At 54.8% G+C, this 13,012-nt stretch carries 12 protein-coding genes; 7 read left to right on the top strand and 5 right to left on the bottom strand.

Features of this window, described 5'->3' with window-relative positions:
• Positions 1 to 15: 15 nt before the first annotated feature.
• From HRQ63_RS19430 to HRQ63_RS19415, 4 genes are all read right to left on the bottom strand, one after another.
• Entirely contained in the window at positions 16 to 882 is an 867-nt protein-coding gene (locus HRQ63_RS19430; RefSeq protein ID WP_172246820.1) for a carbohydrate ABC transporter permease, read from the bottom strand.
• A 95-nt stretch (positions 883 to 977) separates the two neighbouring features.
• Positions 978 to 2,348, bottom strand: a complete 1,371-nt coding sequence (locus HRQ63_RS19425; protein ID WP_172246819.1) for an extracellular solute-binding protein — start codon at positions 2,346 to 2,348, stop codon at positions 978 to 980.
• Positions 2,349 to 2,474: 126 nt separating this feature from the next.
• Positions 2,475 to 3,728: a glycoside hydrolase family 125 protein gene (locus HRQ63_RS19420; RefSeq protein WP_172246928.1), complete on the bottom strand. Its 1,254-nt coding sequence runs from the start codon at positions 3,726 to 3,728 to the stop codon at positions 2,475 to 2,477.
• A gap of 304 nt (positions 3,729 to 4,032) precedes the next feature.
• Positions 4,033 to 5,238, bottom strand: coding sequence for a GntR family transcriptional regulator (locus HRQ63_RS19415; protein ID WP_229714297.1), 1,206 nt, complete (start codon positions 5,236 to 5,238; stop codon positions 4,033 to 4,035).
• Positions 5,239 to 5,660: 422 nt separating this feature from the next.
• Between HRQ63_RS19415 and HRQ63_RS19410 the strand changes: the two genes are divergently transcribed.
• The 5 genes from HRQ63_RS19410 (at position 5,661) to HRQ63_RS19390 (ending at position 10,424) form a co-directional block, all read left to right on the top strand.
• Positions 5,661 to 6,647 (top strand): DNA-3-methyladenine glycosylase family protein, encoded by a 987-nt coding sequence (locus tag HRQ63_RS19410; protein WP_172246818.1) that lies wholly within the window; start codon positions 5,661 to 5,663, stop codon positions 6,645 to 6,647.
• Between the two features lie 78 nt (positions 6,648 to 6,725).
• Positions 6,726 to 7,664, top strand: coding sequence for an alpha/beta hydrolase (locus HRQ63_RS19405; protein ID WP_229714298.1), 939 nt, complete (start codon positions 6,726 to 6,728; stop codon positions 7,662 to 7,664).
• A 3-nt stretch (positions 7,665 to 7,667) separates the two neighbouring features.
• Entirely contained in the window at positions 7,668 to 8,093 is a 426-nt protein-coding gene (locus HRQ63_RS19400; protein WP_229714299.1) for a DUF3237 family protein, read from the top strand.
• Between the two features lie 76 nt (positions 8,094 to 8,169).
• On the top strand, positions 8,170 to 9,855 hold the full coding sequence (locus HRQ63_RS19395) for a family 10 glycosylhydrolase (RefSeq protein WP_172246817.1): 1,686 nt from the start codon (positions 8,170 to 8,172) through the stop codon (positions 9,853 to 9,855).
• Positions 9,856 to 9,929: 74 nt separating this feature from the next.
• Entirely contained in the window at positions 9,930 to 10,424 is a 495-nt protein-coding gene (locus HRQ63_RS19390) for a VOC family protein (RefSeq protein WP_172246816.1), read from the top strand.
• Positions 10,425 to 10,534: 110 nt separating this feature from the next.
• Here the strand turns inward: HRQ63_RS19390 and HRQ63_RS19385 are convergent, their stop codons facing one another.
• Positions 10,535 to 11,488 (bottom strand): aldo/keto reductase, encoded by a 954-nt coding sequence (locus tag HRQ63_RS19385; RefSeq protein ID WP_172246815.1) that lies wholly within the window; start codon positions 11,486 to 11,488, stop codon positions 10,535 to 10,537.
• A 562-nt stretch (positions 11,489 to 12,050) separates the two neighbouring features.
• Here HRQ63_RS19385 and HRQ63_RS19380 point away from each other — a divergent pair.
• The gene (locus tag HRQ63_RS19380; protein ID WP_172246814.1) at positions 12,051 to 12,656 is read left to right on the top strand and encodes a TetR/AcrR family transcriptional regulator; all 606 of its coding nucleotides are present in this window, start codon (positions 12,051 to 12,053) and stop codon (positions 12,654 to 12,656) included.
• A 4-nt stretch (positions 12,657 to 12,660) separates the two neighbouring features.
• Entirely contained in the window at positions 12,661 to 13,008 is a 348-nt protein-coding gene (locus HRQ63_RS19375) for a DUF4260 domain-containing protein (RefSeq protein ID WP_172246813.1), read from the top strand.
• Positions 13,009 to 13,012 lie beyond the last annotated feature (4 nt).

Below are 13,012 nucleotides of genomic sequence, written 5' to 3'. Positions count from 1 at the left end.
TGCACCTCCTTCATGTTAGACCTTGACCTTCATCGAACGCATGTAGAACAGGCTGGCAATAATGCCGATCAGCAGCAGAACCAGCGAGATCGCCGTTCCGTAACCGAACTGATAATTGACGAAAGCCTGATTGTACATGAAGATCGGCAGCGTTTGGGTGGATGTGCCCGGGCCGCCTCCGGTCATCGTATAAACAAGCGTGAACACGCCGAGCGTTTGCAGCGTGACCAGCATCATATTCGTGACGATCGAGCCTTTCACCATCGGAATGGTGATGTGGCGAATGATTTGGAAGCCGGTCGCGCTGTCGATGATTGCCGCTTCTTCGACTTCTTTCGGAATATCGTCGAGCGCCGATTGGTAGACCATCATGGAAAAGGCGGTGCCGTGCCAGATGTTGGCGATAATGACGCTGACCATCGGGAACGAGAAGAGCCAGGAGATCGGACTGACGCCGAACCAGCCCAGAATCTGATTGAGCGAACCGTTGTCGCTGAAGAACGCGACCATGCAGAACGCGACGACGATCTCGGGCGTGACCCAACCCGCAATGACGATAATGCCGATGATCCGGCGGAACGTAACGTTTTTTTCCTTCATCAGCAGCGCCAGGATGAAGCCCAGCAGAACCTGCCCGATGACGGCGGAGAAGATCAGGAAGATCAATGTGCGCCAGACGCTGATCCGGAAATCCGGGTCCTGGAACATGTTCACGAAGTTTTGGAAGCCGACGAACTCGAGGCTTTTCGCCGCGGCGCCGGTCAAAGCCATATTGGTAAAAGCCAGTCCGATCGTCAGGAAGATCGGCACGATGAAAAAGATCAGCAGAAGCAAAACGGAGGGCATCAAAAACAGAAACGCTCCGGGCATTTTTCGGGTCATTGTTCACACTCCATTCGCGGAAGGGGCGGAAGAGCAGACGCTCCTCCGCCCCGTAGATGGCAATCGGTTGATGCTTGGTTCGGTCGGAGCCGAAATTATTCGATGCTGTCCGCACCGAGCGAGCGGGCTACGTTTTCTTTCAATTGCTTCGCGGCGTCTTCCGGCGACAGGTTGCCGGACGCGATGCTTTCGACGATGCTTTGCAGCTGTGCCGACACGGTTGCGTATTGATCGTTGGCCGGACGGAAATGCGCGACGTTCAGCAGTTCCTGCGCTTCTTCGGTAAACGGACGGTCCGTGTAGCCTTCCACGTCCACCGAGTCGTTGCGCGGGCTGAGACTGCCTTCCGCCACGACGCGTCCGGTCGCGTTTTCTTTGTTCATCAGGAACTCCATGAACTTCCACGCCGCTTCTTTTTCCTGCGCTTGGGCCGGAATCGACCAAGCCCAACCGCCGGACATGGTGGTCGAACCCGGTTCTTGGCCGTTTTGCGTCGGGAACGGGGCGAAGCCCATTTTCTCTTCGACGTTCTCGATCGGAGCCGCGCCGTTGGCCGCCCAGGTCGAACCTGCCCAGCTTCCGTCTACCGCCATCGCCAGCTTGTCCTGCGGAAGCAGCTGCTGGAACGCGATGCTGCCCGCTTGGCCGTTAAGCGCGACCTGCATCGACGGACCGACTTTGTCGACGTTGAACACTTGATTGATGAAGTTGAACGAGTCGAGCATGCCTTGGCTGTCCAGATCCCACTTTTTGCTGTCGTCGTTGTACAGCGTATCTTCCGTGCCGTACAGCAGCATTTCCAGCGTCTGCATGGTCACGCCTTCGCCGTTCGATTTGCCGACGATCAGGTTGAGCGGAGTCACGTCGGGCAGCTGCTGCTTGATCGTGCGGGCGGCTTCGAGCACGTCCGCCCAGCTTTTCGGTTCGAACGGAACCGGAAGGCCGGCCTGCGCGAACAGGTCTTTGTTATACCAAATGCCGCGCGTGTCGGACGTGGCCGGAACGCCGTACACTTTGCCGTCTTCTCCGGTTACGCCGGCTTTCAGGTTCTCGATAATATGCTCGTTCCAATCGGACCATCCGGCCACTTGGGTATCGAGCGGTTCCAGATAACCGGCCGCCGCGTCGGATTTGATGATCGACGTGTCTTCGGCGATCAGGTCGGGAGCGGTATCCGGCGATTTCGTTTGCAGGACCATTTTGGACGTATAATCGCCTTCGCTGGCCAGGACCGGCGCGATGTTGATCTTGATGTCCGGATTCTGTTCTTCGAACGTCGCCACCAGGCCGGATTCGAAAAACTTCGTCAGCGTGTCTTCCGAACCGGAAGAGCGGAACGATACGGTGACTTCGGTTTTGCCGTCCGCCGCGCTGCTGCCGGACCCGCCGCCGCAAGCGGTGGTCAGAAGCAGGGCGGAAGCGACGGTTGCGGTGAGCATGGCTTTGAAAGGGATCGTCTTTCTCATAGGGATTCTCCTCTGTCGGGATCGATGATCCCGGATTATTGGGTGGTGCGTCCGCCCGGCGCAGATCCCGCATCTTGCCGGGCTCGTTCGCCGTGGGTCCGTTCGTGTTTCTTCAGTTTGGTTTGCTTATTTATGGATGCGTAACCCGCAGTAGTCCATCAGAAGTTCGCTGAACAGCATATTGGACCAGGAAAACCAGGGGCGCGTGTACTGATGCGGATCATTGGCGGAAAAGCCTTCGTGCGTCAGTCCCGTATCGGCATCCGTATCGCGGATCAACTCCAGCAGGCGCAGCTTTTCTTCCCGCTCCTGCGAAGTCAGTCCCTGCATCGACAATGCGATATGCCAGATGTAGCCTTCCGGCGTATGCGGGCTTCCGATGCCCGAAGCGGCCGTTCCTTCATAGAAATAAGGGTTGGACGAGCTGAGGATGAAGCGGCGCGTGTTCAGGTAGACTTCGTCGTTCTCGTCGACATAGCCCAGATAAGGCAACGCCAGCAGGCTCGGCACGTTGGCGTCGTCCATCAGGTTGTGATTGCCGAAGCCGTCCGTCTCGTACGCGTAGATGCGTCCGAATTCCGGATGCTCGACGATCGCGTGCTTGTCGATGCCTTGTTGAATCTCTTCAGCCAATTGGCGTGCTTGAGCCGCCAGCTCCTCATCTTCGTACACCGTCTCGGCGATCTCGATCAGATAACGAAGCGCCACGATCGCGAACATGTTGGACGGAACCAGATAGCCGTATTCGCAGCAATCGTCGCTCGGACGGAAGCCCGACCAGGTCATGCCCGTGTAGGCGGTCTCGCTGCCCTTGCCTTCGCGAACCAGCGTGTCGGTCAGCGGAGCATTCAAGCGCTGGAACGTATACGGCGATTGGGTCTCGTGATGCTGCTCGGTGCGCCACAGCTTCAGGATGGTCCGGGCCGCTTCGCGGTACGATTCGTCGAACTGCGACGTGCGTCCGCTGTTTTTCCAAAGCAGATAGCTCAGTTGGATCGGATACGCGAGCGAGTCGATCTCGTATTTGCGTTCCCAGATCCAGTCGTTCATCTCCGTCAGGTCGTCTTGATGGCCGTTGCCGCTTTGCTGTTCGTTAAAAGCGTTTGCATAAGGATCAAGGCGGATATACTGAATCTGCCGCTTGACCAGACCTTCGATCATGGAAGCGATCTGCTCGTCTTCCCGGGCGAGAATCAGATACGGTCTGACCTGAGCCGCGGAATCGCGCAGCCACATGGCGGGAATGTCGCCGGTAATGACGAAGGTCGTGCCGTCGTCTTTTTGCTGAATAGTGGTAAGCAGCGTATTGGTAAAACAATTTTCGAACATGCTGACCAATTTGGGCTGATCGGGCAGGTTTTGCCGGATGCGCTCGATCATGGTTTGCAAAGATTTCGGGACCGTGGAATGGTTGGGAACCGTCACGTTTCAGCCTCCTCGTAAAAGTTATCGTAAAGTTAATCGCTTTCATTATCCTAATTCGATTGTATTGTCATGTCAATATATTTATTTGCTTAAAGGTCGATATTTTCTTTTGAAAAGAACTAATGATATATCATTATGGATGAAGCCAGCCTTATTTTTTGATGAGATTCGCATCCATATCCAACAAAAAAGAGACCCGGAATCCCGGATCTCTTTTGGATGGCTGCTCGATGGATAGCGCTTTGTGAACGGCTTTGTTTTACTGGCTACCTGACGGTGTTTTGGCCTCGACGACCGTCGTTCCCCGAACGAGCTCGGCCGGAAGCTCGATGCGCTGAACGGCATGCTCCGTGCTTTTCATCAGTTCGATGACCATTTCAAAAGCCTTTTTGCCCATCTCGAATTGATTCTGTCTCAGATGGGTAACGCGGATATGGTCCGGATTCTCCGGGCTGTCGAAGCAGATCAGCGACAGGTCTTCGGGGATGCGCCGTCCCAGCTTGGCTGCCGCCTGTTCCGCGAGCAGGGCAATCGGGTATTCGGCGGCGAACAGCGCGGTGATCTCCGGATGCGCTTCCAGATGGCGCACGAGCGTATCCACGTCCGTCACTTGATCCTGCGGATCGAACGAGTTCGGCAGGGTGGATACCAGCGATTCGACCCACAGCTCCCGATTCACCAGCACGCCCTGCTCGGTATGCGCTTCGACGATGCCTTTGATCCGTTCTTCGATAGCCGTCGTGTTGATCGGAGGTTGGGTCAAAAACGCGATATTCCGGTGTCCCAACTCGAACAGATGGCGCGTTCCGGCCTTTGCCGCGCCGGCGTTGTCGGTGCTGACGGACGAGGCGGGAATGCCTTTCAGGAAGCGGTCGATCATTACGAACGGGAACTTGCCGATCACCAGCTTCAGAATCTCTTCGCTGAAGTATTCGCCCTGCGCCGGGAAAATGATCAGGCCGTCCACGCCCAATTCCAGCAGCTCCACGATATTGCGCTGCTCCTGCTCGGGCACGCCGAACGAACGCCGCAGCACAAGGAAACCGTCGTGCTCGCGCGAAGCTTCTTCCATCCCGTACACCAGCTCCGTGCCGTACATGTCGCTGAAATGGGTAATGACCAGTCCGATCATGCGCTTGCGGTTCGTCGCGGAAGGACGATCTAACTTTTGATCCGAAATGCCTGAGAGCGCCGCTTCTGCCGATTCCTGCGCAAGAGTGTGGTCGGCAAACAGCGCCGGATCGGCTACGAAAGAACCCCGACCCGGCTGACGGACGACGAGCTGTTGGGCAACCAACATTTCCAGCGCTTTTTTCGTCGTGATCCGGCTGACGCCGAACTCGTCGCACAGCTCTTTTTCGGAAGGGACCCGATCTCCGATCTTGTATTGCTGCAGGCGTATGCGTTCCCGCAAAGCTTCGAATATTTGCTCGTACATCGGCTTGGAGGCCGAATCATTCTTCAATGCAAATACCTCCTCCAGAAAACCTTTTCTAGTCGTATTACATTCAATATATCATGTTATATCAACAAAAGGAAGAATATCGTTTTATCCTTATTTGAGTCTTGAACAGTATACGCTTTTTCTGTAAAAAGAAAAACATGGGAAAGTTTGTATGGGCGGGAGCGGGAAGCGAGAAGACTGCGAGAGAAATTCGTTTCGGTCGCGTGTTGAAATCGGGAAAAGTGATTGAAATTTTAGTGGAATTTTCCCGATTTCAAAGGCGATCTATAGCATAGGCTTCCGAAGCGACTTTTCTTCGAAAAGTTTCAGCTCCTGCACTGAATTTCTCTCTCCGTCTTCTCGCTTCCAGCTACGGTAGGGTTTATTGGCGCTTAAAGATTTCGAATCTGTTTATCTTTATGAAAAGGAGGCTGTCGCATTCTATGAAGAATACTAACGAACCTTTTGAATCTTCGCATCTTTCTCAATCAGGCTCAAATTCAAACCTTTCTTTTTCTTACGAAAACGACGGCTCCGATCTTCGGCTTCGCGTTCCGACCGAATTCAGTTTTGAAGAAAATTATAATCATCTGTCGACGGCAACCAACGAATCGCTGTATACGCTGCGGGAAGGGCGGATTTATAAAGCGATTGCTGTCGGGGAGGAAGATACGGTTGTGGAGATTGCTGCCGAAGGCGAGCATTATTTGCGTATTCGCTTTATAGAGGAGCCTCCGGTCGATAGTCCGACACTTCGCGAAGGCGTTGCTCGATATGTGCATGATTGGTTCGATTTGGGTACGGATCTTAAGCCTTTTTACGAGATGGCGGCTGGAGATCCATTGCTTAAAGAGGCTGTGGTTTCTTTTTACGGGCTGCGCAACATGGGTATTCCCGATCTGTATGAAGCGGTTTGTTGGGGGATTTTGGGGCAGCAGATTAATTTGGGGTTTGCTTATACGTTAAAAAGAAGGTTCGTCGAAAAGTTCGGCCGCTTTATCGAGCGCGGGGGAGAGCGGTATTGGTTGTTTCCGACCGCTGAAGATATCGCCGTTTTGACGCCGGAGGATTTGTCCGCTGCGGGCATGACTACCGTCAAAAAGTGCGAGTATCTGGTCGATACGGCACGGTTGATCGCGAGCGGGGAGTTGACGAAGGAGCAGCTGTTGCAGACTCGCGACGTGAAGCAGGCGGAGAAAAGGCTGGTGCAAATTCGCGGCATCGGGCCTTGGACCGCTCATTACGTGCTGATGCGCTGCCTGCGGATGCCGGATGCTTTTCCGATCGACGACGTGGGGCTTCATCATTCGATCCGGCATGTGCTGGGACTGGACGCGAAGCCTAGCAAGGAGCGGATTCTGGAGCTTTCCGCCGGATGGACGCTGTGGGAGTCGTACGCGACGTTTTATTTGTGGCGATTTTTGTATTGAGGGTCGGGAAATCGTGGAGCTTATGCAGCGGAAACGGTAAAATGAAGTTAAGCGTTTACACGGAAGGGGAGTCTTCTATTGGATCAACTGGATCAACAAGCAGCGCGCCGGGCAGCCAACGAAATGCCCGAAGGAACGCAGGTCGTATACGGGGATTTTGCCGAAGCCGGAACCTACTATTCCTGCACGTATCGTCCGGATGTCGTTTATGCGACGCATGACGGGATCGACAGAAAACTTCAGATCATCACGCCGCACCGGGAAGGGCATGCCTTTCCGCTGATCGTCTTTATTCAAGGATCGGCTTGGCGTCCTCAGGACGTTTACGCCGGGATTCCGAATCTGTCGCGGATTGCGGCCAAAGGTTACGTGATCGCCAGCGTTCAGATTCGGGACACGGACATCGCGCGTTTTCCGGCTGCGCTCGAAGACGTGAAAAGCGCGCTCCGGTTCATGCGACAGCATGCGGACGAATACGGGGTCGATCCGCGACGCGCCGGCGTCTGGGGCGATTCGTCCGGCGGGCATTTGTCCCTGATGACGGGACTGACGATCGGCGAATATAACAACGGCTTGTACGGCGGGCAGTCGGACGAAGTGCTGGCGGTAGTCGATTATTACGGCGTATCCGATCTGCTCACTTTAGGACGCTACAATGATATTCTCGATCATGATGCCGCGGATTCGCCGGAAGGATTGTTGATCGGCGGCCGGGTCTCGGAAAACGAAGAAGCAGCCAAAAACGCGAGTCCGATCCACCAGGATCTGAGCCGCGAGCTTCCGCCGTTCCTGATTATTCACGGCGACAGCGACAGCATCGTGCACGTGAACCAGAGCATCGAGATGTATAAAGCGCTTAAGTCCTATGGGCAAAACGTTCTGTTTTACAAAGTAGCGGGCGCGGATCACGGAACGGGCGTGTGGAATCCGCAGGTGCTGGACATCACGGCCAAGTTTTTATCGGCGCATCTCAATCGTCCGTTCACTCAGGCGCCTTTTCAACATGAGGTCGATTGACCGATGATGAATAGAGAGCGGGAAGAAATCATCCGAATTCATGTCGTCACGGCAAAAGCGCTGCATCTGAACAACGAACACGGCGATTCCGTCGTTATGATCCCTTTTACCGGACATGCGACGGGAACGTATTTCGCAGGCGAAGTGCTGGACGGCGGCGTGGATACGCAGATTATCGAACGCGGCGGTCGACACAGCCTATCCGCCCGTTATATGCTGCGAGGGACGGATCGCGCCGGGCAGGAATGCGAACTGTATATCGAGAACAACGGAGAAATCGATCCCGCGCTGACGGACGTGTTGTTTCGTACGTCGCCGCGAATTCTCACCAACAGCCGCGCGCTTGCTTTCTTGAACGACAGCGCGCTGATCGGGGAAGGCTTCCCGGCTGAATCAGGCGTCGAAATCCGGATCTACCGCGAGGGATGATCCAAACGGAAGTTTCACCATTCGAAGGGTTGGAGGCGTTAAGATGACAAGGTTTTGGAAAAGGAAGATTGCGGCAGTGTCCACTCTCTTGTTGCTGGGCTCGTCGGTCGGAACTTCCGCGTCGACTTGGGCCGAATCGGGCGATTACCCGCCGTTCGAAACGGAGGTTATCGTCCGGACGGTCAATCAATTTACGGACAAAGAAGACGTCGAAGCCTTCGTCGAGCAGGCGGAGCGCTACGGCGTCGACGTGATCAGCATGAACGTGAAGCAGGACGAAGACGACGAAGTGCCTTCGGGCCAAGTCTTTTACCGGAGCGACATTGCCCCGATCGCCGAAGGCTACGAGGACTTCGACGCGCTGCGGGAGGTCGTGACCCAGGCTCACGCGGCCGGGATCAAAGTACACGCCTGGATTCCGCAGTTCCACGATCAGGAGGCTTTTTTGAAGAACGAAGATTGGCAGATGCAGTCGCTGGCGGACGGGAAACGGACGCCTTTTACCGGATCGAACGGCAGCGAGTATTTCGTCAATCCGCTTCATCCGCAGGTGCAGCAGTACGAACGATCCATTATCCGCGAAGTGGTCGAAAACTATTCGGTGGACGGGGTGACGCTGGATTGGATACGTTTCGACGATTACAACATGGACGTGAGCGATTATACGATTGCCCAGTATCAAGCCAAGTTCGGCTATTCGCCGCTTGCGATCGACTTCGACAAAGACTCTCCGCAGCGCAGGCAGTGGAATGAATGGCGAACGGACCGCATCGGAAAATACGTGGGCGACGTGCGTCAGGATATTTCCCGTTCCACGAATCCGGATGTGCAGCTTGGCGTGTACGTGCTTCCGCCGGAGTTTACCGAAGTCGGGCAAAATGTCGCCAAGTTCAAACAATATGTCGACTTCATCGCGCCGATGGCCTACTTCGACGATTGGGGCTTTAATAGCGAGTGGGTGTACGGCAGCGAATCCGGCATTTTAAAAGACACTCGCGACCGTCTTGCCGGAACGTCCGCGCAGATCGTTCCGACGCTGGATCAGGATTGGACGGATGAAGACTATCAGGAAATCTACGGAGGCATCCGGCAGAATTACCCTAACGTAAACCGCTTGTCGTTCTTCGCCTACGGCGCTTGGACGGAGGACGAGCTGGCGGCGATCGACGAACGCACCGGCTGGCCGTCTGCGGGCGAAAAAGACTATGCCGCGAAACTGCCGGAAGGCTGGAGCGCCAGAAATATCGGTTCGATGCCGGGAAAAGTCAGCTACAGCGCGTCCAAAAAGCAATTTACGCTCAGCGGCAGTTCTTCGGATGTCTGGGGAGAATCGGATCAATTGAACTTCATCTACCAACCGCTGAAAGGCGACGCGGAGATGACCGTTCAGATCAAATCGCTCAGCCGCTTGGATGACTGGGCGAAGGTCGGTCTCTCGATCCGGGAATCGTTGGCTGCGGACGCCAAGCATGTCGATATGGTGCTGACCCCGGATAACGGAGCATCGTTCCAGTATCGGGAGCAAACGGCCGGGGATACGGTTGATCGCACCGCCGAAGCGTCCGTTCCGGGTTGGTTGAAGCTGAGCCGTCAGGGAAATACGTTCGTCGGTTCTGTTTCCGCGGACGGCAAGCGCTGGGAGCGGGTGGGGACGATACGGATCGCGATGACCGCTCAAGCCTATATCGGCCTGGCGCTCAGCAATCCGGGTACGGATTCGGCGGGAAAAGCCGTGCTGAGTAACGTGAAAATCACCCGTTGATCCCCCGAACCCACGTCCGCTCCGACGCTGTTAGGCTGGAATCGCAAGGAACAGACAATAAGGGAGGCGTTTGCATGTCCGGCAAAATCCGTAAGATCACGCCCAATCTGTGGTTCGATTTTCAGGCAGAGGAAGCAGCCAAGCTTTATACGTCGTTATTTCAGGATTCCCGCATCAACCGCGTGACCCGTTACGGTAAAGAAAGCTATGATCCGACGTCCGAAGGCAAGGCGATGACCGTCGAATTCGAGCTGGACGGCCAGTACTTTATCGCGCTTAACGGCGGTCCCGAATTCAAGTTTACCGAAGCGATCTCGTTCGTCGTGCATTGCGAAGATCAGGCCGAAGTCGATCATTTCTGGAACGGGCTGTCCGAAGGCGGAGACGAGAAAGCGCAGCAATGCGGCTGGCTGAAGGATCGATTCGGCGTCTCTTGGCAGATCGTGCCGACCAAGCTGAATGAACTGTTGGCCGGCGGCGATCCCGACCGTGCCGGACGAGTGATGAAAGCTCTGCTTCAGATGCACAAGATCGATATTGCCGAATTGGAGCGGGCATACGAAGGTTGAACGGGTTTCGATGAAGCGCCGCCGTACGCAATGATTGTAAAAAAAGGCTGCCCAAAGTCGCGATTGCGGCTTCTTGGGACAGCCTTTTCCTTATTTCCCATTCCACATTTTCAAAAAGCACCGAATCTTCCGCCTGCCGCTACGCCTTTCGGCGAAATGCGTTCGATCTCCGCCAGATCATCCGCGCTCAGCTCGATCTTCAACGCGCCAAGGTTCTCGCGCACGCGTTCCAATCTTTTCGTCCCCGGAATCGGTACGATTTGCTCGCCTTGTGCCAATAACCACGCCAAACCGAGCTGCGCGGGCGTCACTTCTTTTTCGGCCGCCAACTGCTCGATCAGAGCTACGACCGCCACGTTTTTCGCAAAATTATCGCCTTGGAAACGCTCGTAATACCGACGGTAGTCGTCCGCGGGCAAATCGTCGAACGTCTTGATCTGCCCCGTCAAAAACCCTCGTCCGAGCGGACTGTACGGAACCAACCCGATCCCGAGTTCTTTTAACGCGGGCAGCACGTCGTCTTCGACTTCGCGGCTCCACAGCGAGTATTCCGTTTGAACCGCAGACAAAGGATGCACCGCATGCGCGCGCCGAATCAGATCAGCCGGGGCTTCCGACAATCCGATATACCGAATCTTGCCCTGCTGAACCAGATCCGCAAGCGTGCCGACCGTCTCCTCGATCGGCGTGTTCGGATCAGGACGATGCTGGTAATACAGATCGATGTAATCCAGCCCCAGACTGTACAAGCTCGCATCGACCGATTTCTTGATATAAGCCGGATCACCCTTAGGTCCCTGCCCATGCGTCACTCCGAACTTCGTCGCCACGATCGCTTCATCCCGCCGCCCGCGCAGCGCCCGGCCGACCGTCTTCTCATTTCCCCCGAACTGCCCCGATACAAAATCCCCGTACAAATCCGCCGTGTCGAACATCGTCACCCCCAAATCCAACGCTCCGCGAATCGTCTCTGCCGAATCTTCCGTATCCGGCATCATCATCGTCCCTAGTCCAATCCCCGATACTTCAAGCCCTTGCGATCCCAACTTTCTTTTCCCAACCATATCCGTTCACCTCTCGTCTCTGCGGACAATCTTTCGACCCCGCGACTACCCCCATCCTAACCCCTCCCCGATCCCTCAACCACACTACGCCTATACAGGTAACACCATTAACAGGCAAAAAACTTCTTGAATGTTCAATCGAACAGTTTTATATTAAACACACAAACTGACTGTTCGATCAAACAGTTTTCGGTTTGGTTTGAGATCGAACAGAGAAGCAGGAAGATTGAAGCCGAATATTGTAGAGTCGAAAGAACACATTCTTTTACCTAACCAATCCAAGAAAAAATCCAAACCAGATTAAATAGGAACTTGTTTCCCTAGCCCCAAAAATTTTAAAATCCTATTTTTGAAACGGCGAAGCAAGCGGAGGGAGAAATTCAGTGAAATACAGGATTTCGAAGAAAACCTGCGGTAACATATAACGCTATGTTGGCCTTTGAACTCGGAAAATTCCTTATTCAAATCCAATTCAACTTTCCGGGTGAGACAGCGTCTTGAACGAATTTCTCCCGCAGCGCCCCGCCTTTCAAACGAATAGGACTTTCAAAAGGAGCACATTATGCCAAAAGAAGACGAACGTAAACTCGCCATCATGCAATCGGCCTTCACCCTGTTCGGCCAAGTCGGCTACGCCAAAGCCTCCATGAAAGACATCGCCGCCAAAGCCGGAGTCGCCCAGGGCCTGATCGGCTACCACTTCGGAACCAAAGAAACGCTGCTCGTCGAAGTCGTCCGCGAATGGATGATCAACCGCGGAATGAAAGCCGCTTTCGCGCAGATCGATACCCAGGCGTCTCCGCAGGATATGCTTGAGCAAGGACTCCGCCACGTCGCCGAATTCCGCAAATCCAACCCGGAATGGTTCATGCTGCTGGTCAGCCTGTGGTCGGAGAGCGTGAGTAACGAGAAGCTGGCCGCCGAACTGCTGGGCATCTACAAAGAAATGAAAGCCGGCATCGTCCAGGTCATCGACCGATTGGAACTGCCGATCGAAGCGCACGAAAAAGAACTTCTCGCTTCACTGATCCAAGCCGTATTTGACGGGCTCACCCTGCAAGCGCCGACGCTGCTCAGCGAACAACCTTTTTCCTACGAACAGATCTCGCAAAGCATCGGCTGGATTCTCGAAGGCATTCAATCCCGATCTTCCGACAAAGGAGACTAATCCCATGAACCAAAACCTGATCCGCGCAGAAGGCCTGTTCGTCGTTGCCGCCTCCGCCGCGCTTTATTTCATGAACGGCTATGGCTGGCTTCCTTTTGTCCTGCTGTTGTTCGCTCCGGACTTGTCCATGATCGGCTACGCGTCCGGCAATAAGATTGGCGCCTACGTCTACAACGCGGCTCACACCTATACCGTGCCTTTGCTGCTCCTGCTGGCCGGCCTGATCTTCCCGGCCGCATGGCTGACCATGATCGGCTTGATCTGGACGGCGCATATCGGACTGGACCGGATGATGGGCTACGGCCTCAAATACGCTTCAGGCTTCAAGGATACGCACGTGCAGCGGCTGTAGGGTG

Origin of the sequence: Saccharibacillus endophyticus (assembly GCF_013185185.1) — a bacterium.
In the GTDB taxonomy this organism is placed as follows: Bacteria; Bacillota; Bacilli; order Paenibacillales; family Paenibacillaceae; genus Saccharibacillus; species Saccharibacillus endophyticus.
This window is presented reverse-complemented; position numbering and strand designations above follow the sequence as displayed.